Origin of the sequence: Saccharopolyspora erythraea NRRL 2338 (assembly GCF_000062885.1) — a bacterium.
In the GTDB taxonomy this organism is placed as follows: Bacteria; Actinomycetota; Actinomycetes; order Mycobacteriales; family Pseudonocardiaceae; genus Saccharopolyspora_D; species Saccharopolyspora_D erythraea.
Genome location: NC_009142.1, coordinates 3,118,346 through 3,139,024, shown reverse-complemented (window position 1 = coordinate 3,139,024; position 20,679 = coordinate 3,118,346). Strand labels below are relative to the sequence as shown.

The window sequence follows — 20,679 nt, the reverse complement described above, 5'->3', positions numbered from 1 at the left end:
GGACTCCGGCGGGCCCCCGGACGCATACTCTCGGCGGCGTGCGCAACCTCGATGCCTGGCGCGGCCTTCCCGCCGCGCAGCAACCGGAATGGCACGACCCCGCCGAGCTCTCCTCGGTCCTCGACGAGCTCTCCCAGCTGCCCCCGCTGGTGTTCGCCGGCGAATGCGACCAGCTCAAGGACCGACTCGCCGCGGCCCAGCGCGGCGAGTCCTTCGTGCTGCAGGGCGGTGACTGCGCGGAGACCTTCGCCGGGGCGACCGCGTCCGCGGTGCAGAACAAGCTCAAGACGCTGCTGCAGATGGCGGTGGTGCTGACCTACGCCGCGCAGGTCCCGGTCGTCAAGATCGGCCGGATGGCCGGGCAGTTCGCCAAACCCCGCTCCAGCCCCGACGAGACCAGCGACGGGGTGACGCTGCCCGCCTACCGGGGCGACGCGGTCAACGGTTTCGAGTTCACCGCCGAGAGCCGCAGGCCCGACCCGCGACGGCTGATCCGCGCCTACCACTCCAGCGCGACCATCCTCAACCTGTGCCGGGCCTTCGCCAACGGCGGGTACGCCGACCTGCGGCAGGTCCACGCCTGGAACCAGGACTTCGTGGCCACCAGCCCGGCCGGCAAGGACTACGAGCACCTGGCCTCCGAGATCGACCGGGCGCTGGCGTTCATGCGCGCCTGCAAGGCCGAGCCCGCCGAGGTGCACACGGTCGAGTTCTGGTCCAGCCACGAGGCACTGCTGCTGGACTACGAGAGCGCGCTGACCAGGGTCGACCCGCGGACGTCGTGGCCCTACGCGGTGTCGGCGCACATGGTGTGGATCGGTGAACGCACCCGCCAGCTCGACCACGCCCACCTGGAGTGGGCGTCGCGGATCCGCAACCCCCTGGGCGTGAAGCTGGGGCCGTCGACCACGCCGGACGACGCGCTGGCCATCATCGAGCGCCTGAACCCGTCGGCCGAACCGGGCCGGCTCACCTTCGTCACCAGGATGGGCGCGGACCGCGTCCGCGACACCCTGCCGCTGCTCGTGGAGAAGGTCACCGCCAGCGGCGCACCGGTCACGTGGGTCTGCGATCCCATGCACGGCAACACGTTCCGGTCGCCGAGCGGGTACAAGACCCGTCGGGTGGACGACATCTTCGACGAGGTGACCGGGTTCTTCGAGGTGCACCGCGCGCTGCGGACCCACCCCGGCGGCATCCACATCGAGTTCACCGGCGACGAGGTGACCGAGTGCGTGGGCGGCGGCCACGGGCTGCTGGAAGCCGACCTGCACCACCGCTACGAGACCGTCTGCGACCCCAGGCTCAACCGCAGGCAGTCCCTGGACCTGGCCTTCAAGGTCGCCGAGCTCTACCGCCTCTCCACCTGAGCGCGGACGCGGGAACGCCGTGACCACGCTGTCGCGTGGTCACGGCGTTCCTGGCGCTTCTCAGAGACTGTCTTCGAGATCAGAGGCGGCTTCTCACGACTCCGACAGCCGCTCCCGGCCGTGCGGCTGCTCCCAGTCGGCGTGCACGGGCGCCACCTCGAGCCGGTCGATCCCGGCGTTGACGAACGCCGGCTTGCCGACGTCGAAGGTGTCGAAGTCGGTGCTGTCGCGGAAAGCGGGCCGCTGGTACAGGTCGCGGGCGTAGGCCCACAGGTTCGCGAAGTCCGGCAGGGACCGCTCGCTCATCCCGCTCATCGGGTTGTAGAGGCGGTCGAAGCGGGCCAGCGTCGGCCACAGCCGCACGTCGGCCTCGGTGACCGAGTCACCGACGAGGTGGCGTCGCCCGGCCAGCCGCTCGTCCAGCCGCCGCAGCGCGCCGGACATCCGCTCGCGCCACTGGTCGTACTCCTCCTGCGTCGTCGCGGCCGCGGCCTTGTACGGGGCGTTGTTGACGTTGTCGTAGACGTACTGGTTGATCTCGTCGATCTCCGCGCGGTGCTCCGGCGGGTAGAGCCGCACGCCGGGGTCTCCCCACTCGTCGAACTCGGTGCCGAGGTCGATCGTGATGTCGGGGAAGTTGTTGCTGACGATGCGGCCCGTGCGGCGGTCCCACAGCACCGGCACCGAGAGATGGCCGGGAAAACCCGGCTCGGTGGCGTCATATGCCTGTTGCAGCAACGTGAAACCGTTCACCGGGTCCGCGCCGCGCCGCTCGCGGAAAGCCCAGCCGCGTCCGTCGCGGTCGTCGTCGACGTAGGACAGCGAGACGACGTCCCGCAGTCCCTTGAGAGCACGCACGATCGCGGTGCGTTGCGCCCACGGGCACACCCACGCGACGTAGAGGTGGTAGCGGCCGGGCTCGGCCCGGTACCCGCTCGACCCGTCGGCGCTCACCCGGTCCTGGAAGGCGTACAGCGGACGTTGCCACCCGGAGGAGGTGTCCAGCCGTCCCGGCCCGTAATACCCGTAGGCCTCCAGGTCGACGGGGCTCGCGTAGGCGGGATCCGCCGTGGGTGAGGACATGCGCTCCTCCTGCGGTAGCCGGCGCGCCGGGGGCCGCGCCGATATTGTTCCTGTGCCGGGAAGTCTACTTTCGCGCGGGAAGCGGCGAGGTGCTTTCCACGTCGTGGTCACGTCTGGCGGGAGCGGGTCGTCGGCCGCGGCCACCGGTCGGGTGGCCGCGGCCGACGGCGGGGACCGCGCTACCTCGGGCCGCGCCCTTCGGTGCCGGAACCGCTGTGCTCCAGCACCGGCTCGGAGCTCCGCACCGGCGGGCACAGCGCGAGCAGCTCGTGCGGTGCCCGCAGCGCGACGTCCGGCTCGGCGGCCAGCAGCACCGCCTCGTCGATGTCGGCCCACAGCGCCGCCACCGCGGCGACGCCGGCCCCGCGAGCGCTCGCCAGGTCCGTGACCGCGTCACCGACCATCATCGCCCGCTCGGCCGGTTCGCCGAGCAGTTCCAGCGCGCGCAGCACGATGTCGGGGGCCGGCTTGGGCCTGGCCACCTCGTCAGACCCGATGACGTGGTCGAAGCGGCCGAGGATGCCCAGGCGGTCCAGCAGCGACCGCGCGCGGCTCCCGGCCTTGCCGGTGGCCACCGCCAGCCGGACCCCCCGCCGGTTCAGCTCCGCCAGCAGCTCCTCGACACCGTCGAACACGGTGACCTGGTCGGCCAGCCGGTAGCTCTCGCGGACGAAGGGCTCCTCCATCTCCAGCGGCAGCCCCATGATCCGCATGATGTCGGGGAAGTAGCGCCCGAGGTGGCGGGTGTACTCCTCGAACGGCGCGGGTTCGTCACCGACGACCTCGGCGTAGGCGATCCGGAACGCCTCGCGCATGACGCCGAAGCTGTCCACGACCACTCCGTCGAGGTCGAACACGACCGTGTCGAACTCGTCAGGCACCGCGGACCTCCAGAACACCGGCCGAGGGCCTGGCCTGCCGGGCCGAGGCGTAGATCCGCTCGATCACCTCGATCGTCGCGCGCGCCTGCGCGATCGCCGCGCCCCTGCTCGCCGGATCGGCCAGCAGAGCGGGCAGCTCGTCGAGCTGCCGGGTGTACTCGGCGCCGATCTGCTCGCCGGCGACCGGCACCGGCGCGGTGACGCCGTTGTGGGTGCGGGTCAGCACCGAGTCCGGCAACCGGTTGGTGCTGAACCCGAACGTGCAGCTCAGCGCCACGGATCCGGCGGCGCCCTCGACGGTGATCCGGGTGGTGTCGCGGGCCTCGTGCGACGCCCAGCTCGCCCGCAGCGACACCGATACACCGCTGCCGGTGACGACGAACGCCCTCACGGTGTCCTCGACGTCGCCTGCCGGCTGGTCGCCGCGCTCCTCCTCGCGCCAAGCCGCCCGCAGGGACGGGTTGTTGACGAAGTCCGCCGACACCGTGCCGGCGACCTGCTCGAAGACCGCGCGGCCCACCAGCGGCCCGGCGATGTCGAGCAGGTGCCATCCGAGGTCGACCAGCGCGCCGCCACCGGCCAGCTCGCGGTTGGTGAACCAGCCGCCCGCGCCGGGCACGCCGCGGGCGCGGACCCAGGACAGCTCCACGTGCCGGACGGGCCGCAGCTCGGCCGCGAGCTCGTGCAGCGCCCGCACGTCGGCCCGGTAGTTCGCGGCGCTGCCTGCCAGCAGCACCGCGCCGCCCTCCCGTTCGGCGATGGCCAACCGGTCGGCCTCGGCCACGTCCAGGCACACCGGCTTCTCCAGGAACACCGGGATGCCGCGCTCCAGCAGCCGGCACGCGACCGGGCTGTGCAGGTGGTTCGGCACGGTCACCACGGCGAGGTCCACATCGGACGGATCGAGGCGGTCGAGGTCGTCCAGGACGGCGAGGCCCTCGCGCTCGGCGGCCACCTCCCGCGACCGCGGGTCGGGGTCGACGACCGTGACGACCCGGTAGGAGGGGTGCGCGGTCAGCCGGGGCAGCCAGATCGACTGCCCCGCCCAGCCGAACCCGACCAGGGCGACGCGGACCGGCCTGCTCACTTCTCCCCCAGCGCGTCGGCGACGATCTCGGCGACCTCGTGCATCTGCTGCTCGGTGCCCAGCAGGGTGCGGTGGTGCAGCCAGATCCCCTCCGAGGCGATGGCCTCGGAGTTCGGGCAGCGCTCGGCGAGGGCCTCCACGCCCTCCTCCGGAGCACCGGTCTCCCAGAACCCGTCGGTCCGGTAGACCGCGCGGAAGACGACGAAGGCGGGCAGGCCCCTGGCCACCAGCTCGTCGACCAGCTCGTTGCGGCGCTGCTCACCGATGCCGGGCACGCGGAACATCGCCATGTAGTGCGGGACGCGGTCGGCGCGCTCGTCGCGTCCCTGCGGGACCACGCCGGGGATCTCGGCGAGCAGCCGCCGCAGCACCGGCGCCCGCTGCTCGCGGGTGTCGATCTGCTCGTCCAGACGGCTGAGCTGCCCGCGCAGGACGCTCGCGGAGAACTCGTTCATCCGGAAGTTCGAGCCCGAGGTCTGGTGGAAGTACTTGCGGTCGGTCGGCGGACGCCCGCAGCTGTGCCGCAGGAACGCCTCGTCGCGGGAGGCCTGGTCGGGGAAGAGCACCAGCCCGCCCTCGCCCGCGGTCATCAGCTTGCCGTTCTGGAAGCTGAAGGCGGAGATGGAGCCGGTCTCGCCCACCCTGCTGCCGCGCCACCGCGACCCGTGGGCGTGCGCGGCGTCCTGCAGCAGCGGGATCCCGCGGTCGGCGGAGAGCTTGCCGAGGGCGTCCATGTCGCTGAAGTGACCGGCCATGTGCACGGGCATGATGGCGCGGGTCCGCGGGGTGATCGCCGCTTCGGCGGCGGCGACGTCGATGCAGTAGGTCTCCAGGTCGACGTCGACCGGGACCGCCACCGCGCCGAGCCGCTGCGCGGCCTGCGACGAGGAGATGAAGGTGAACGCCGGCACGATCACCTCGTCACCCGGGCCGACGCCGAGCACCTGCAGACCGAGCTCCAGCGCGTGCGTGCCGTTGGTGACCGCGAGCGCGTGCTCGGCCCCGTGGTAGGCGGCGAACTCCCGCTCGAACGAGTCGACCTCGCTGCCGCCCATGCGCCACCACTGGCCCTGTTCCAGCGCGCGGATCAGACCGGCCCGTTCCTCGTCGCCGTACCGAGGCCATTCCGGGAATACCGGAGCAGTGCGTCGAGAAGCGTTCATATCCCGTTTCCTTTGCATGCCTGGATTGCGCGGGTCACAACGATTTCCGCGAAAGGATCGCGGGCCGAACCTAACCAGGGCGAGAATGCGGCACCACCCCCTAGCGACCCCCTACGGATCCCCTGATCCCGGTTGCTCTACCTGCGTCTTCCACGACGGGAACCGCGCTGCTACCGTCACGGTCGACAAGCGGCGGATCCACCCGGCAAGCAATTCCCGCGGACCGGAGGAGATATTCCGCCCGAATTCCCGGTGAACGGCCCGGGCGGGCCGCGCCGGCAACTCGTCTCCACCTAGGACACTGGAGTCGTCATCAACTACCTGGGAATCGACATCGGCGGCACCAAAGTGGCCTTGCGCGCCGAGGGCCGAGACCTCGCCCCGCACGAAACGTCCTTCCGCTGGCCCGTTCCGGCGCAGGTCTCCGCCGACCTCGCCGCGCTGGAGTCGAACGTCGCCGCGTTGCGCCACCGGTGGGCGGAACCGTTCGACGCCGTCGGCGTGGCGCTGCCCGCGACGCTGGACGCGGCGGGACGGGTGCTGACCTGGCCGGGACGGCCGGTGTGGCAAGGCGCGGAACTGGTTTCCCGGCTGCACGAGCTGTTCCCCGGTTCGGCCGTGCGGTGCGCCGACGACGGCGACCTCGCCGCACTGGCCGAGGCCGACCGGGCGGGCTGTCGCGACGTGGTCTACATCGGTGTCGGAACCGGCATCGGCGGCGGAATCGTGGTCGACGGCGAGTCGGTACCGGGTCCTGCCCGCGGTTCGTGCGAGATCGGCCACGTGGTCGTCGACCCCTCCGGGGACGAGTGCGACTGCGGGCGGCGCGGCTGCGTCCAGGCCGCGGCTTCCGGCCCGGCCGTCCTGCGCCGGGCGGGCGAGCTGAGGGGCTCCCCGGTCACCTTCGAGGAGTTGCGCGCGGCTTGGGCGGACGGGCAGCCGTGGGCCCGGACCGCGCTGGACGCCGGCGCCGCGGCGCTCGCCACGGCCGTGACCGGCCTGTGCGAGCTGGTCCACCCGGACCTGGTGCTCATCGGCGGCGGATTCGCCGCCGCCCTGCCGGACTTCGTGCCCGCCGTCGCCGAGCGCACGCGGCTGCTGGCGCGGCCGGGCTCGCCGGCGCCGCCCGTCGAAGCGGCCGCCCTCGGCGGGCTCTCTTCCCTGCACGGTGCCCTGTTGCTGGCCGGACGAGAGGAATCGATGTGACGACCGCGCAGTCCCGCAGGATCGACGTCGCGCTGGGCGAGCGCTCCTACCAGGTGCACGTCGGCGCGGGCGTCCGGCACGAGCTGCCCGAGGTCATCGCCGGGATCGGTGCGCGCAGGGTCGCCCTGGTCACCGCCCGGCCCCCGGAATGGACACCCGAGACCGGGGTGGAAACCCTGGTCGTCCAGGCCCGCGACGGTGAACGGGACAAGACGCTGTCCTGGGTCGAGGAGATGTGCCGCAGGTTCGCCGAGTTCGGGCTGACCCGCTCGGACGCGGTCGTCTCCTGCGGCGGTGGCACCACCACCGACGCCGTGGGACTGGCCGCGGCGCTCTACCACCGGGGCGTGCCCGTGGTGCACCTGCCCACCTCGCTGCTGGCCCAGGTCGACGCCAGCGTCGGCGGCAAGACCGCCGTGAACCTGCCGCAGGGCAAGAACCTCGTGGGCGCGTACTGGCAGCCCAGGGCCGTGCTCTGCGACGTCGAGCACCTCCAGACCCTGCCGCCGCGGGAATGGACCAACGGCTACGGCGAGATCGCCCGCTGCCACTTCATCGGCGCGGGCGATCTGCGCGGACTGCCGCTGGTCGAGCAGATCGCGTCGAGCATCGCGTTGAAGTCCTCGATCGTGGCCGCCGACGAACGCGACAGCGGCATGCGCCACGTGCTCAACTACGGCCACACCCTCGGCCACGCGCTCGAGCGGGCAACCGACTTCCACCTGCGGCACGGGGAAGGCGTGGCGATCGGCACGGTGTTCGCCGGGCGGCTGGCGGGCGCGCTGGGCAGGATCGGCGCGCATCGGGTCGACGAGCACCTGGAGGTGGTCGCCGGCTACGACCTGCCGACCCGGCTGCCGGAGCAGGTCCGCACCGGCGAGCTGATCGAGCTCATGCGGCTGGACAAGAAGCGCACCGACGGCAACGGGCTCACCTTCGTGCTTGACGGCCCGGACGGGGCCGAGCTGGTGGAGGACGTGCCGTTGCCGGTCGTCGCCGAAACCATCGACGCGATGCGGAGGATGCCCTGAGATGCCCGGCATCACCGGTACGACCCGGCTGTTCGCCGTTCTCGGCGACCCCGTGGACCAGGTGCGGGCACCCGAGCTGCTCAACCCGCTGTTCGACCGGCTGGGCCGGGACGCCGTGCTGTTCCCCGTGCACGCGACCCCGCAGCACCTGGCCGGGATCGTCCGCGGGCTGTGCCGCGTCGGCAACCTCGACGGCCTGCTCGTCACCGTGCCGCACAAGATCGAGATCTGCCGGTTCGCCGACGAGCTGAGCCACGCCGCCCGGATCTCCGGTTGCGCCAACGCACTCCGGCGCGAGCCGGGCGGCCGGTGGCTCGCCGACAACTTCGACGGCGCCGGGTTCGTCCGGGGCCTGCGCGGCAGGGGCCACGACGTGACCGGGAGGCGGGTCGCCCTGGTCGGCGCGGGCGGGGCGGGCGCGGCCATCGCGGCGGCACTGCTCGACGCCGGCGTCGGGCACCTCACGATCGGCGACCTGGACCGCGCACGGCTCGACCACGTCCACACCCGGTTGGACCGGCTCTGGCCCGGTAGGGTGACGTGCGAAACGGCGCCCCGTCTCGACGGCGTCCAGTTCGCGGTCAACGCCACCCCGCTCGGGCTGCGGCCCGAAGACCCGCTGCCCTTCGAACCGTCGGCGCTCGCACCGGACTGCGTCGTGGCCGACATCATCATGAAACCGCGCGAAACCCGGTTGTTGCGCACCGCCGCCGAGCTCGGACACCCCGTCCACCACGGGAACCACATGCTGGACGAGCAACTCGAGCTGTACCGCGGGTTCTTCCACCTCGACGACGCGCCCCTCACCCGGTAGCGGCCGCGCCGGCTGGGCGGGCGGGCTCACGCAGAGCGCGCGGTGGCCGACCAGAGCTCGACCGGCAGCTCGGCTCGGCGTTTCACCTGCAGCTTCCGGAAAACGCGGGTGAGGTGCTGTTCGACGGTGCTCGCCGTGACGTAGAGCTTCTCGGCGATCTCGCGGTTGGTGTAGCCCATGACGGCCAACGAAGCGACCCTGCGCTCCGAGTCGGTCAGCGACGAGATCCTGCCCTCGCCCGCGACCTGGTGTCCGCGCGTGGTGTCCCCGCTGACCGCCAGCAGCCGCTCCTGCAACGAAGCCGCGCCGCACAAGCCGGCCAGGTGCCACGCGCGGCGGAAGATCGGCCGGGCCCGCCGGTTGTCGTTGAGCTCGTGGTGGGCCTCGCTCAGGTCGGTCAGCACGCGCGCCTGCTCGTAGCGGTCACCGCACTTCTCCAGCAGCTCCAGCGCCTCGTTGAGCAGCTGCGGCCGCCGCCGCGGCGGGTTGGTCGCGGCCAGCAGGCGCAACGCGGCTCCCCGGCTGCGGGCCTGTTCCGGCCCCGGCTGGGCGAGCTCGTCGTAGGCCAGCCGCCGCGCCTCGTCGGTGTTGCCGAGCTGCAGCCACGCCTCGGCGGCGCCGGTGCGCCACGGCACCAGACCCGCCCGGGCCAGCCCCCAGTCGTTGGTCAGGTCGCGGCAGGCCGTGAAGTCGGCCAGCGCCGCGTACGGGTGCGCGGTGGCGAGGTGGTGGTGGCCGCGCGCGTACAGGTAGTGCAGGCCGTAGCGGCTGTGGAACATCGCGTCGTCGACCTGGTGGACCAGGTGGCGCGCCGCCTCGTCGTGCTCACCCAGCCGGGTGTGGGCCAGGACGAGCGTGCTCAACGGCAGCCCGACGGCCACGCCCCACGCCTGCGGCGTCAGGTGCCGCAGCGCCGCGCGCGCCTGCTCGACCGAAGCCTTGAACTCCCCGCCGCGCAGCAGGAGCTCGGAGCGGACCGAGGCGATGATCGCCTGCAAAGCCGGGGTCTGGTGGTCCGAGGTCGCCGCGGCCAGCTTCCGGCACCAGTCGCAGGCCAGCGAGACCCTGCCCGCGTGCACGAGCACCACCAGCGCGAGCATCGCGGCTTCCTCGCACCACATCGTGCCGCGGGTCCGGTGCACGTCGCGCAGCACCCGCTCGGCCTGCTCGACGGCCTTCGCGCTCTGGCCGCGCACCAGGACGTCGGCCAGGTTCGCGGTCGTGTGCAGCCACGGATCGCCCGACGACATCGCGAAGCCCACGGACCGCGACGAGCGGACGGGGCGCTGCGCCCCGGCGGCCAGCGGCGGATGCGCGTAGCCCAGCCAGAGTTCGATGTCGCGCGACTCGACGGCGAGGTCGTCGGGCTTCTGCCGCCGCGCCCGGCGCAGGTTGTCCAGCACCTGCCGCGCCTGGTCGACTCGTCCGTGCCAGAGCAGCCGCCGGACCAGCGCGGCCCGGTCCGAGCCGTCCAGCCTTCCCGCGTCGGCCGCCGCGGCCAGCGGGGTGAGGTGCGGCAGCACCGAGCCGGGACTCGTGCGCCACTCGGCCTCGGCCAGCCGCGCTCGGATCGCGGCCCGCTCGCTCTCCTGCCCGCACGATCCGTGCGCGAGTTCCAGGCACTGGATGGCGAAGCGCGGTTTCCCTTCCAGCAGCGCGACTTCCGCCGCTTCGCGCAGCACGTTGCGCGCCCAGCTCTCGGAGGCGTCCTCGGCCTGGACGAGGTGGCGGGCCACCGCGGACACCGGCGCTCCGCCCTCGTGCAGCAGCCGCGCGGCGCGGTGGTGCATCAGTGCCCGGTTCTCCGCGGTGGCCAGGACGGCCGCGACCGCCTGCGGGCTGCGGAACGCCCCGTCGTGCAGCACACCTCCCGCGGTCAGCGCCCGCAGCACGTGGCCGACTCGGTCCACATCGGACTCCGCCAGCGCGGCGACCGTCTCGGTCGTGGCGTCCGGGCCCAGCACCGCGACCGCGCGCGCGACGTCGGACATGAACGGCCCACCCCGTTGCAGGCAGCTCAGCAGCGCCAGGTCGTGGTGCTGCGCGGTCCGTCCCGCCAGGTGGTCGTCGATCATCGCGTGCAGCAGCAGCGGGTTTCCGCCGCTGGCCGCGGTGAAATCGGCGGTCAGCCGTTGCGCGGCGAGGTCGCCTGCCCGCTCGGCGACCACCTCGCCGACACCCGCCGCCGACAGCGGAGCGAGCTCGATCCGCCGGAAGTGCGGCTGCCGCAGCAGTTCGGAGTGCAGCGGCCAGGGCACGGCGGGCAGCCTGGTGTCGGCGGTGAGCACCACGAGCACCCTGGACGACTGCGAACGGCGCAGCAGTTGCAGCAACCAGGTCGCCGATCCCTGGTCCATGTGGTGGGCGTCGTCGACGGCCAGCAGCAACGGCGTCTCCCGCGCCCGGTCGAGCACTGCCGAGCACAGCTCGCGGAACACTCGCAGCAGCTCGGAGGCGATCTCGTCGTGTTCGACCAGCGCGATGGCCGAGTCGAGCAGACCGGCGTCCAGCAACCTGGTGTAGCGGTTGTCGATGCCGCGCACGAGCTGGCTGAGCACTCCACCGGGCAGCGTCCGCTCGGTCCGCGAGCAGTGCGCGGTCAGCGCGAGGAAGCCCGCGCGCTGCGCCCGTTCGACGACGTTGCGCAGGAACTCGCTCTTCCCGCACGCCATCGGCCCGTCCACGAGAGCAACCCGCCCCGCCGAGCCGGCGCATTCCCGTTCCAACGAGTCGAGCACACGATTCTGCTCCTCGCGCTCCGCAAGAATCACCCGTTCCCCCTGTACGAGCTCCGGTTTCTCCGGTAGCGGCCATGCCGGAGGAGATGCGCGCGATTTGCGCACGCGGCACCGCGCACGACTCATCCCCAGCACAAAACTGGACGCACCCGCTCGAGAGTTCACGCATCGCCGATTGCGCGTCAATGTGATCCTGGCAACTTTCGCCCGTTCGGCGGCACGCATTTGCACCCTTCCACCGTCACGAAAAGTTAACTACCTCGTCCGGCTCTGTTCTGCCACCTTTATCGCCTGCGGCCACAACTATTTGTCAGGTGTGCCGCCGCGGCACTCGCACAATGAATTGAGAAAAACTTCGGGTTCCGGGAAGAACAGGAGGTGCGGTATAACTGCGTCGATCCCGCCCGGAGCACACCCGGCAATCTCCATCGCACACCTGGGGGCGCACCATGCCTGAATTGCTCTTGCTCAACGGCCCGAACCTGGGGATTCTCGGACGCCGCGAGCCCGATGTCTACGGCACGCAGACGCTGGAGGAGATCGCCGGCGCGGTCGCCCGCGAAGTCGCCGAACACGGGTGGGAGGTCCGGTCGGTGCAGCGCGACTGCGAAGGCGAGCTGATCCGGGCGATCCAGGACTCATACGACACCGTGGGCGCGATCGTCAATCCGGGCGCGCTGATGATCGCAGGATGGTCTCTGCGCGACGCCCTGGCCAACTATCCGCGGCCGTGGATCGAAGTGCACCTGTCCAACGTGTGGGCACGCGAGAGCTTCCGGCACGAGTCGGTTATCGCACCACTGGCCAGCGGACTGATCGCGGGACTGGGCGGGTTCGGCTACCAACTCGCCGCGCGCGCACTGGCCGAAGTGGTGCACAACCGGAGTTGAGCGGCGCGCGCCAGCACTCCTCTCCCACCCGACCGGCCAGAACTCCCGGAGCCGAGATGACCGACACGACGAATTCCACGACCGCGCCCGCCACGGCTCCGCCGGGCAGGGCGAAGACACTCCTGGGAACCGGAGTGGGCAATGCCCTGGAGTGGTACGACTGGGGGATCTACGCGATCTTCGTCCCCTACATCGCCACCCGGTTCTTCGACAACTCCGACCAGCTCTCGGCACTGCTGTCCGCACTGGCCGTTTTCGCGGTCGGATTCCTGGCCAGGCCCTTCGGCGGCTGGCTGTTCGGCCTCATCTCCGACCGGTGGGGACGCCGCAACGCGATGACCCTGTCGGTCGCCGGCGCGGCGGGCGGCACCGTCCTGATCGGCCTCTCTCCCGCCTACGACGCGATCGGAGCGGGCGCGTCGGTGGTCCTGCTGCTCGCGCGCCTGGTGCAGGGCGTGGCACACGGCGGCGAGCTGCCGTCGGCCCAGACCTACATCTCCGAGGTCGCCCCGGACCGGCACCGCGGCCTGTGGTCCAGCCTCATCTACTTCTCCGGCACCATCGGCCTGATCACGGGCACCGCGCTCGGCGCCGTGCTGACCACCGCGCTCACCGACCAGCAGATGAGCGCCTGGGGCTGGCGGATCCCGTTCCTGCTCGGCGGCGTGGTCGGGCTCTACGCGCTGGTCATGCGGCGCCGGATGGAGGAGAGCGCGGCCTTCCGGCGGCTGACCGCGCAGACCTCCACCGCGGACCGCGAGCCGATGGGCCGCGCGATCCTGCGGTCCCGCAGGCAGGCGCTGCAGGTGATCGGCATGACCATCGGCCTCACCGTCGCCTTCTACGCCTGGGGGACCGCCGCGACGCAGTTCGCGATCAGCTCCCGCGGCGTCCCTCCCAGCGGCGCGTTGTGGGCCGGGGTGGCCGCACAGGTGGTGTTCATCGCCGCGCTACCGCTGTGGGGTGCGCTGTCGGACCGCATCGGGCGCAAGCCGGTGGCGCTGATCAGCATCGTCGGGCTGGCGGTCGCGGGCTTCCCGCTCAACGCCCTGCTCGACAACAGCCCGTGGCGGCTGTTCGTCGCGATGTCGCTGGCGATGGTGCTGATGGCGGCCAGCGCGTCCATCATGCCCGCGATGTTCGCCGAGCTCTTCCCCACCCGCATCCGCACCGTCGGCGTCGCCGTGCCCTACTCCTCGGCGGTGGCGCTGTTCGGCGGCACGGCCCCGTACCTGCAGGCGTGGCTGGAAACCTTCTCCGGGCCGTGGTTCACCGGCTACGTCTCCCTGCTGCTGGTCGTGTCGGCCGTGACCCTGGTGTCGATGCCCGAGACCAGGGGAACGCCGCTTCGCTGAGACGCCCTCCGCGCGGACGCGGATCGAGCACGGCCGGGACCAGGGGTCTCGGCCGTGCTTCTTTCCGGGCCGGACGCATCCAATCGGAGAACTCTCCACAAAGTCCTTGGAATCGGAGATACCTCCGCTTATAGTGGTGGCAGTTGCTCTTGACGCGCCTCCGACCGCGGAGCCGCGCGGATCCACCCGCATCCGGAAGGAGAGGTTCGACGATGGCCGATCTGCGTTTCGGCGTGGCGGTGGCACCGGTGGCCGCGGAACTGGACACCGTGGTCGGCCTCGCCAGATCGGCCGACGAGGCCGGGCTGGACCTGTTCGGGGTGCAGGACCACCCCTACGTCGCCGACTTCGTCGACACCATGAGCCTGATCGGCCACCTGCTGGCCGCCACCCGGCACCTGCGGGTCTTCCCGGACGTGGCGAACCTGCCGCTGCGGACCCCCGCGCTGCTGGCCAAGCAGGCCGCCTCGCTGGACCTGCTGAGCGACGGGCGCTTCGAGCTCGGACTCGGGGCGGGCGCCAGCCAGCCGGCCGTCGGCGCCATGGGCAGTCCGGTGCGCACGCCCGGTCAGGCGTTTCGCGCGCTGGAGGAGGGCATCGCCGTCATCCGCGCGATGTGGGACGCAGGCCACGCCGTCCGCGCCGACGGCGAGCACTACCGGCTCGCCGGCATCCAGGCCGGGCCGGCGCCGGCGCACCAGGTCGGCATCTGGCTCGGATCGGTCGGCCCCCGCATGCTCGAGCTGACCGGACGCCTCGCCGACGGGTGGGCCGCGCCCATCGCGCCGTACCTGCCCTACGAGCACTGGCCCGCCGCGATGGCGGCCATCGACGCCGGTGCCCGCGAAGCCGGTCGCGAGCCGTCCGAGGTCGTGCGCGTGGCCCACCTGGTCGGCACGGTCACCGAGGCGCCCACCGGCCAGGCCACCACGCACGCCGGGCTGCGCGGCTCCGCGCCGATCCAGGCCGGCGCCGGGCAGTGGGCTGACCTCATCCGCAGCCTCGCCGAGGACGTCGGCTTCGACACCTTCGTCTTCTGCCCCGCCGAAGCCACTCCCGGCCAGCTCGACCGGTGGGCGCGCGAGGTCGTGCCTGCGGTCCGCGGCAGCCGGAACTCGTGAGCAGGTAACGAAAACTCCACAGGAGGAATCCGAACCACCATGCCCGACAACGACAACTCGGAGTCCAACAGCGCCGCGCAGGCCCGGACCCGCAGGGACCCCTGGGGCGACGACCCGCTGCGGACCGCCGAGCGCCCCCACCTGCCCAAGCCGCAGGGATCCCCGCCCGCGCGCCAGATCGGCGGCAGCGGCAGCCGCCTGGTGCTCATCCACGACCACCTCCGCCAGGAGATGAGGCAGCTGCGCGAGGCGGTCGCCCGGGTCGCCGACGGCACCAGCGACGCGGCCACCGCGCGCTCGGCGATCAGCAACCTGACCATGCAGCGCAACTACCGGAACCTCGGAAGCTTCTGCGGCTCGTACTGCCGCATCCTCACGCTGCACCACACCATCGAGGACAGGGCGCTGTTCCCGGAGATCGCGATGGCCGACCAGTCCGTGGAGCCGGTCATCAAGCGGCTCGACTGGGAGCACGAGGTCATCGCCGAGGTCTGCACCGCGCTCGACACGACGCTGATGGCGCTGATCAACGGCGAAGGCTCCATCGCCGACGTGCAGGAGATCGTGGAGACGCTCGACCAGGTGCTGAGCTCGCACCTGGACTACGAGGAGGACGAGCTGGTGGGACCGATCAGCCGCCTCAACATCACGGTGTGAAGCCCCGGAGCCGCGCGACGGGGAGCCGGTCGCTCCCGCCGCGCGTCCCAGGTGCACAACGGGGAAAACCCTCCAGCCATCGAGGAAAGGAGCCGGGCGTGACCGGCGTGCGGGAGATGACCATCGGCGTGCTCGGTGGAACCGGGGCGCAGGGCAAGGGGCTGGCGATCCGATGGGCCAGGGCGGGCCTGAAGGTCGTGATCGGCTCGCGGAACTCCGAAAGGGCGCAGCAGGCGGCGGCCGAGATCGCGGAGACCGCGGGTGGTGACGTGACCGGTCAGGACAACGCCGGTGCGGCGGCGGTGTCCGACATCGTGCTGCTGGCGCTGCCCTGGGACGGCCATGCCGAGACGCTGACCGCGTTGCGCGGTGAGCTGGCGGGCAAGATCGTCGTCGACTGCGTGAACCCGCTCGGGTTCGACAAGCAGGGGCCCTACGCCCTGGAGGTGCCGGAGGGCAGCGCGGCGCAACAGGCCGAGCAGTTGCTGCCGGACTCGCGGGTCACCGCGGCGTTCCACCACGTCTCGGCGGTGACGCTGGCCGACCTCGATGTCACCGAGGTCGACCTGGACGTGCTGGTGCTCGGCGACGACCGGGAGGCCACCGACGTGGTCCGGGAGCTGGCGGGGCTGATTCCCGGAGTTCGCGGCGTCTACGGTGGACGGTTGCGCAACGCCCACCAGGTCGAGGCGTTGACGGCGAACCTGATCGCCGTCAACCGCCGCTACAAGGCCCACGCCGGTCTGCGCATCACCGACATCTGACCGCCGGCGGCGGCAGCCTCACGCGGCGAAGCGCAGCGGGCGGCGGGCCCGCGCGGTCACCGGACCGCCGGCACCCGCCGCCCGCTGCGCGTTCACGGCCTCTGCCCGATCTTCTTCGCCGTCTTGCAGTCGCCGCACGTCACGCCGCCGAAGATGAAGGGCTCCCTGAAGGTGCCCGGGCCGAACTTCTTGCCGCACAGCGAGGACGCCCGCCCGTCCCACAACGACACCCTGCCGCTGTGAATGGTCCCCTCGTGCACAAGCTCGGTGCGCATGGCTCCCCCTCGGTCGATGTCCCGTGGTCGAGGACAGACTGCCGCAGGGCACCGACAACCACCGGCATCCGCCCGCCGTTCACGGGCCGCTGTGGATCAGCGGCGCCCACAGGTCGGGCCGGTCGGGATGGGCCTCGCGGAGTCCGCGGGTGACGTGGTGCAGGGCGGTCGCGGCGTCGTCGGCGGTGCCACCGCCGGGCAGTCCGCGGTAGAGGTCGTGGGCCGCCACGGCGGCGACGCGGTCGTCGAGCGGCCACAGGCTGGCGATGACGTGGCGGAAACCGGCCAGCTGGAAGGCCGAGGCCAGGTGCAGCGACTCGTCGGCGTGCCGGGCGCCGTGGTGGGCGGTCGAACAGGCTGACAGGTAGGCGAGTTCGGCCTGCTCGAGCCGCAGCCTGCTGATCTCCGGCAGCGTCAGGGTGTCGTCGTGCAGCCGGAGCCCGCCCCGCGAGGGCTCGGCCAGGTCCGCGGTGGCGTGGCAGGCGAAATGCGCCCAGGTGGCCTCGCTCATGGCTGCCAGCACCCGGTCCTTGGTGGCGTGGTGGTCGGTCAGCGGGGCGATGCCGTCGTGCACGGCGTGCAGATGGGCCGCTTCGACGGCGGTTCCGGGCAGGTCGTGCAGGCCGGGGGTGTGCTCGAGCGCGACGGTGAGCTGGCGTCGCTTGGTCGTGGGCAGGCGGGCGCGGGTGCGCGCCAGCGTCCGCAGCGTCGGGGTGTAGCTGGAGACGACGGCGTCGAGCGCGCCCGGTCTGCCCGGATGCCCCGCGGCGTGCAACGGGAACAAACCGAGCAGGCCGGTGGGCATCCACCACACGCGCGGTCCGGAGTCCGCGGGCGGGAGCGCCGGAGGCAGGGCGTCCAGGGTCGCAGCGACGACGGTGTCCCACAGCCAGGCCAGGATCTCCGGGAGCACGCGCTTCTTCTTCAGGGGACCCGTCAGGCGGCCGGTGTCGTGCGTGGCCTCCAGGAGCGCGTCCGCCAAGGCATTGACGTCGGCGAAGGTCAGGTCGGGCAGGGGTACCAGCACCGGGTCGCCGGTGGCGGTGACGATGACGGCGTCCCCGCGCTGCCGACCCGCGTTGACCAGGAGCACCGCACCACCGGCCGTCGCCGGTCGCAGGTCCGACAGCCGGGGCGGGAGCAGGAACCGCCCGTGGCCGGGCGTGCTGCGGATGCGCGCCACCAGCGCGTCGTGCTGCTCCCACGACTTCCTGCGTTCCTCGATCCGGTCGGCGTCGTCGGCAGCGCCGTGGGGTGTGGTGAGCTGGTCGCGCAGTCGCCGGAATCGCGCTGCGAGCTCGGGATGCGACTGTTCGAGCTCGGTGAGATCGGTGCGGGCGTCCATCTGCGCCGCGAGCAGCACGCCTCTGCCCAGCTCGGCGATCCGCACCGCGCCGGTGGCATCGCCGAGAGCGCAGTGGGCGGCCACGGCCTGACCGACGAGCCCGGCGTACCGGCCGATCCGGTGTTCCTGGTCGGCCCAACCGGATTCCCGGGGCGGGACCGACGGCAGCAGGCGTACCGCCCCGTCCAGCAGGTCGACGGCGAGTTCGTGCTCGCCCATCCCGGTCGCCAGAGAACCCACCACGTAGCGGGCCTCGACCTGGTCGCTCGGTGATGCCGTGCCGGCGTTGACGGCGCGATCGGCGAGCGCATGCAACGCCTCGGGACCGATGGGCTCCCCGTCGAGGGTGAACCGGGAGCGGTAGGCACGGCCCAGGTTGGACACCCGCGCCGCCGCGCCGGGATCGTCGCCGGAGGTTGCCGCCAACGCACGCCCGCCGAGCTCGATCGCGCGCTCCAGGTCGTCCCGCGCGCCGGTCAGCCCGAACCGCAGTCCGTACCCGAGGCCGAGGTTGGCCAGGCACGTGGCCGAACCCGCGTGGTCCTCGGGGGTCAGTCGCACCGCTCTTTCACCGACCTCGATGGCGCGTTCGAGGTCGGCCGGTGATCCCGTTCGCCCGAACCGCAACTGGTAGGCGGGGCCGAGGTTGGCCAGCGGCACGGCGAGCCGCGGGTTGTCCTCGGGCATCGCCGCCGCCCGCTCACCGGTCTCGATCGCCCGCTCCAGGTCGGAAAGCTCTCCCCGGCGCTCGAACAGTTCGCGGTAGGCGACGCTGAGCTGGCCCAGCGTGATGAGCACCCCGATGTGGTCCTGCGGGGAGCCCGCGACCGCCCTCTCGCCGAGCTCGATCGCCCGCTCCAGATCGGCAAGCACCCCGGTGCGCTGGTACCGGGTTCGGTGGGCGACGGCGAGGTGCGACAGCGCCTCCACGCGCAGGGGGTGGCCCTCGGCCTTGGCCGCCGCCGCGCTCTCGGCCAGCTCGATCGCCCGGTCCAGGTCGGCCGGGTCCCCGAGCCGTCCGTGGCGCCGCTGGTAGGCGATGCTGAGGTTCCCCTGCCGACCTGCCTTCCGGGGGTCGCTGTCGGAGGTGATCCCCACCGCTCGCTCGCCGTAGGCGATGGCGTCGCTCAGATCGCCGAGCGCGCCGGTGCTCTCGAAACGCTTCCTGTAGGCCAGCCCCAGGTGGTCCAGGGCGATGGCGTGGTCGCGGTTGTCTTCGGGCGTCAGTCCCAGAGCCCGCTCGGCGTACTCGATCGACCGCTCCAGATCGGTGATCTCGCCGGTGTGCTCGAACCGCTCGCGGTGAGCGATGTCGAGCAGCGCCAGTGATCGGGCACGGGCGTGGTCGTCGGCCGGTTCGGCGCTCAGCGCTCGCTCACCCAGCTCGATGACGCGGTCGATGTCGGCCCGCGACCCGGTTCGTTCGAACCTGCGCAGGTAGGAGCCGCCGGTGTTGTACAACGAGGCGGCGAGCTCGTCGTGCGGGGTGAGCGCCAATGCCTCCTCGCCGAGCTCGATCGCCCGCTCGACGTCGGCGAGGGCCTCGGCGCTCTCGTAGCGGTCGCGGTAGGCGCCGCCGAGGTTGCGGAGGAAGGCGTAGCGGTCCGGGTCGTCGTCGGCGGTGAGCGCGAGGGACTGCTCGCCGAGCTCGATCGCCCGGTCCAGGTCCGCAGGCTCGTCGGTGCTGTCATGGCGGTCCCGGTAGGCGGTGCCGAGGTTGGACAGCTGCCGCGCCTTTTCCGGGTGGTCGTCGGCGGTGGCCGCCACCGCCTGCTCGCCGAACTCGATGGCCAGCGCCAGGTCCTCCGGGGCGCGGTCGCGCCGGTAGCGCTGGTGGCAGGCGAGCCCGAGGTGGTCCAGGCGCCGGTCCCCCTGGGGATGTCCCGGCGGGGTGGCCGTCACGGCCGCGGAGAGCAGCAGGATTGCGACGTCGAGCAGCGGCGGGTCGGTCGCGCTGCGCGCGGCGCGCAGCAGGTCGAGCGCGAGACCGGCCTGGGCGTCGGGATCCGCGGCCGGACCGAGGATCTTGTGCAGGGGCCGCGGAATCGGGGCCGGGGTGCCCGCGAGCCCGGCGAGGAAGTCCACGCAACGGGCGAGTTCGGAGATCCGCGCGCCGTCCGCCAGCGCCTCGAAGCGCGAGAAGCGCAGCCATCCCAAGACGTGGCAGGCCTGGGCGAGCCGCCCGAGCGCCTCGGGACTGAGCTGCCCGGTATCGGGCTGCCCGGTATCGGGGAGCTCGCCGGCGGGAAGCTCCGCGCCATCCGGCTGCGCGGCCTCCCACAGCTGGTCGGCCTCCCGCAACGCCCGCTCGTCGAGGACCGCCCTGCGGATCCGCCAGCGCTGGAACCTGGTCACCCGCGCGGAAACCCGGCGCACCAGGTCCTCGAACGCGTCTTCCGGAGCCGGCGTCGCCGGTCGCCGCCTGAAAACCCTGAACACGTTCGGCCACCCCCGGTGCGCGCCTGGGTTCGCTACGCTGCGGACGCAGCCGATCATTCCACGCGATGTCGCGCGGTGCGGCCGAAAACCGACCGAGGGGTGCGGAGAAGTGGATCCTGCCGAGCGCGACGCGCTGACGACCTTCTGCGACGAACTCCCCGGCCTGCGGGAGGAATGCGCGCACCACCCCGCCGACCGGCTCCGCCTGGTCGACAGGATCGCGGCCGAGGCCAGGGCGCGGCGCCCCATCCTCGGCCTGCTGGCGGAGCTGCTGGGCACCAGCCCGGCCGAGGCCGCCCGGGCGCTGGGCTCGGCCCTGCCGGGTACGGGTCCGGGGCAGGCCGACGAGGAACTGTTCGGCTGCCCCGACCGCGCCTGCGACCGCGTCCGCCAGACACCGCCGGCCGGGCCGATCCCCCGCTGCCCGGTCACCGGTCGGCCGATGAGCCGGCGCTGAGGC

Annotated in this window: 17 protein-coding genes; 10 read left to right on the top strand and 7 right to left on the bottom strand. The window is 72.4% G+C overall.

The features are described from left to right. Window positions 1-38 precede the first annotated feature (38 nt). Window positions 39-1,370: a class II 3-deoxy-7-phosphoheptulonate synthase gene (locus SACE_RS13940; RefSeq protein WP_009946375.1), complete on the top strand. Its 1,332-nt coding sequence runs from the start codon at window positions 39-41 to the stop codon at window positions 1,368-1,370. A gap of 93 nt (window positions 1,371-1,463) precedes the next feature. Here SACE_RS13940 and SACE_RS13935 read toward each other — a convergent pair whose 3' ends face one another. From SACE_RS13935 to SACE_RS13920, 4 genes are all read right to left on the bottom strand, one after another. Then, window positions 1,464-2,453, bottom strand: a complete 990-nt coding sequence (locus SACE_RS13935; RefSeq protein WP_009946376.1) for a glutathione S-transferase C-terminal domain-containing protein — start codon at window positions 2,451-2,453, stop codon at window positions 1,464-1,466. 179 nt (window positions 2,454-2,632) lie between these two features. Further along, on the bottom strand, window positions 2,633-3,334 hold the full coding sequence (locus tag SACE_RS13930; RefSeq protein ID WP_009946377.1) for an HAD-IA family hydrolase: 702 nt from the start codon (window positions 3,332-3,334) through the stop codon (window positions 2,633-2,635). Further along, window positions 3,327-4,421: a Gfo/Idh/MocA family protein gene (locus tag SACE_RS13925; RefSeq protein WP_009946378.1), complete on the bottom strand. Its 1,095-nt coding sequence runs from the start codon at window positions 4,419-4,421 to the stop codon at window positions 3,327-3,329. The genes SACE_RS13930 and SACE_RS13925 overlap by 8 nt, the downstream gene beginning before the upstream one ends. After that, window positions 4,418-5,584: a DegT/DnrJ/EryC1/StrS family aminotransferase gene (locus tag SACE_RS13920; protein ID WP_009946379.1), complete on the bottom strand. Its 1,167-nt coding sequence runs from the start codon at window positions 5,582-5,584 to the stop codon at window positions 4,418-4,420. Before SACE_RS13920 ends, SACE_RS13925 begins: the two co-directional genes overlap by 4 nt. Window positions 5,585-5,896: 312 nt before the next feature. Between SACE_RS13920 and SACE_RS13915 the strand changes: the two genes are divergently transcribed. The 3 genes from SACE_RS13915 to SACE_RS13905 are packed head-to-tail and all read left to right on the top strand — an operon-like array spanning window position 5,897 to window position 8,635. Next, window positions 5,897-6,790 (top strand): ROK family protein, encoded by an 894-nt coding sequence (locus SACE_RS13915; RefSeq protein ID WP_044547377.1) that lies wholly within the window; start codon window positions 5,897-5,899, stop codon window positions 6,788-6,790. After that, the gene (locus SACE_RS13910; RefSeq protein ID WP_009946383.1) at window positions 6,787-7,821 is read left to right on the top strand and encodes a 3-dehydroquinate synthase family protein; all 1,035 of its coding nucleotides are present in this window, start codon (window positions 6,787-6,789) and stop codon (window positions 7,819-7,821) included. The genes SACE_RS13915 and SACE_RS13910 overlap by 4 nt, the downstream gene beginning before the upstream one ends. A 1-nt stretch (window position 7,822) precedes the next feature. Beyond that, window positions 7,823-8,635 (top strand): shikimate dehydrogenase family protein, encoded by an 813-nt coding sequence (locus SACE_RS13905; RefSeq protein WP_009946384.1) that lies wholly within the window; start codon window positions 7,823-7,825, stop codon window positions 8,633-8,635. Window positions 8,636-8,661: 26 nt separating this feature from the next. Here the strand turns inward: SACE_RS13905 and SACE_RS13900 are convergent, their stop codons facing one another. Next, window positions 8,662-11,499, bottom strand: a complete 2,838-nt coding sequence (locus SACE_RS13900; protein ID WP_269453537.1) for a helix-turn-helix transcriptional regulator — start codon at window positions 11,497-11,499, stop codon at window positions 8,662-8,664. A 323-nt stretch (window positions 11,500-11,822) separates the two neighbouring features. Here SACE_RS13900 and SACE_RS13895 point away from each other — a divergent pair, with 323 nt between their 5' ends. The 5 genes from SACE_RS13895 (at window position 11,823) to npdG (ending at window position 16,160) form a co-directional block, all read left to right on the top strand. Continuing rightward, window positions 11,823-12,263: a type II 3-dehydroquinate dehydratase gene (locus SACE_RS13895; RefSeq protein WP_029621574.1), complete on the top strand. Its 441-nt coding sequence runs from the start codon at window positions 11,823-11,825 to the stop codon at window positions 12,261-12,263. Between the two features lie 134 nt (window positions 12,264-12,397). Further along, a complete protein-coding gene (locus tag SACE_RS13890) occupies window positions 12,398-13,618 on the top strand; it encodes an MFS transporter (RefSeq protein ID WP_009946388.1) in 1,221 nt (406 codons plus the stop codon). 212 nt (window positions 13,619-13,830) lie between these two features. Then, on the top strand, window positions 13,831-14,739 hold the full coding sequence (locus SACE_RS13885) for an LLM class flavin-dependent oxidoreductase (protein ID WP_009946389.1): 909 nt from the start codon (window positions 13,831-13,833) through the stop codon (window positions 14,737-14,739). Window positions 14,740-14,778: 39 nt separating this feature from the next. Continuing rightward, window positions 14,779-15,396, top strand: coding sequence for a hemerythrin domain-containing protein (locus tag SACE_RS13880; RefSeq protein ID WP_009946390.1), 618 nt, complete (start codon window positions 14,779-14,781; stop codon window positions 15,394-15,396). Between the two features lie 98 nt (window positions 15,397-15,494). Then, on the top strand, window positions 15,495-16,160 hold the full coding sequence (npdG, locus tag SACE_RS13875) for an NADPH-dependent F420 reductase (RefSeq protein WP_009946391.1): 666 nt from the start codon (window positions 15,495-15,497) through the stop codon (window positions 16,158-16,160). 92 nt (window positions 16,161-16,252) lie between these two features. Here npdG and SACE_RS13870 read toward each other — a convergent pair whose 3' ends face one another. Next, window positions 16,253-16,435 (bottom strand): hypothetical protein, encoded by a 183-nt coding sequence (locus SACE_RS13870; RefSeq protein ID WP_009946393.1) that lies wholly within the window; start codon window positions 16,433-16,435, stop codon window positions 16,253-16,255. Between the two features lie 79 nt (window positions 16,436-16,514). Continuing rightward, the gene (locus SACE_RS13865) at window positions 16,515-20,219 is read right to left on the bottom strand and encodes a CHAT domain-containing protein (RefSeq protein ID WP_009946394.1); all 3,705 of its coding nucleotides are present in this window, start codon (window positions 20,217-20,219) and stop codon (window positions 16,515-16,517) included. Between the two features lie 109 nt (window positions 20,220-20,328). On the opposite strand from SACE_RS13865, the gene SACE_RS13860 reads away from it, so the two are divergent. Beyond that, the gene (locus SACE_RS13860; protein WP_009946396.1) at window positions 20,329-20,676 is read left to right on the top strand and encodes a hypothetical protein; all 348 of its coding nucleotides are present in this window, start codon (window positions 20,329-20,331) and stop codon (window positions 20,674-20,676) included. The last annotated feature ends 3 nt before the right edge of the window (window positions 20,677-20,679 follow it).

Coding starts and splice junctions, on each gene's coding strand:
- SACE_RS13905 (WP_009946384.1), top strand. CDS start 7,823: ATGCCCGGCATCACCGGTACGACCCGGCTGTTCGCCGTTCTCGGCGAC.
- SACE_RS13935 (WP_009946376.1), bottom strand. CDS start 2,453: ATGTCCTCACCCACGGCGGATCCCGCCTACGCGAGCCCCGTCGACCTG.
- SACE_RS13880 (WP_009946390.1), top strand. CDS start 14,779: ATGCCCGACAACGACAACTCGGAGTCCAACAGCGCCGCGCAGGCCCGG.
- SACE_RS13920 (WP_009946379.1), bottom strand. CDS start 5,584: ATGAACGCTTCTCGACGCACTGCTCCGGTATTCCCGGAATGGCCTCGG.
- SACE_RS13895 (WP_029621574.1), top strand. CDS start 11,823: ATGCCTGAATTGCTCTTGCTCAACGGCCCGAACCTGGGGATTCTCGGA.
- SACE_RS13885 (WP_009946389.1), top strand. CDS start 13,831: ATGGCCGATCTGCGTTTCGGCGTGGCGGTGGCACCGGTGGCCGCGGAA.
- SACE_RS13900 (WP_269453537.1), bottom strand. CDS start 11,499: ATGAGTCGTGCGCGGTGCCGCGTGCGCAAATCGCGCGCATCTCCTCCG.
- SACE_RS13870 (WP_009946393.1), bottom strand. CDS start 16,435: ATGCGCACCGAGCTTGTGCACGAGGGGACCATTCACAGCGGCAGGGTG.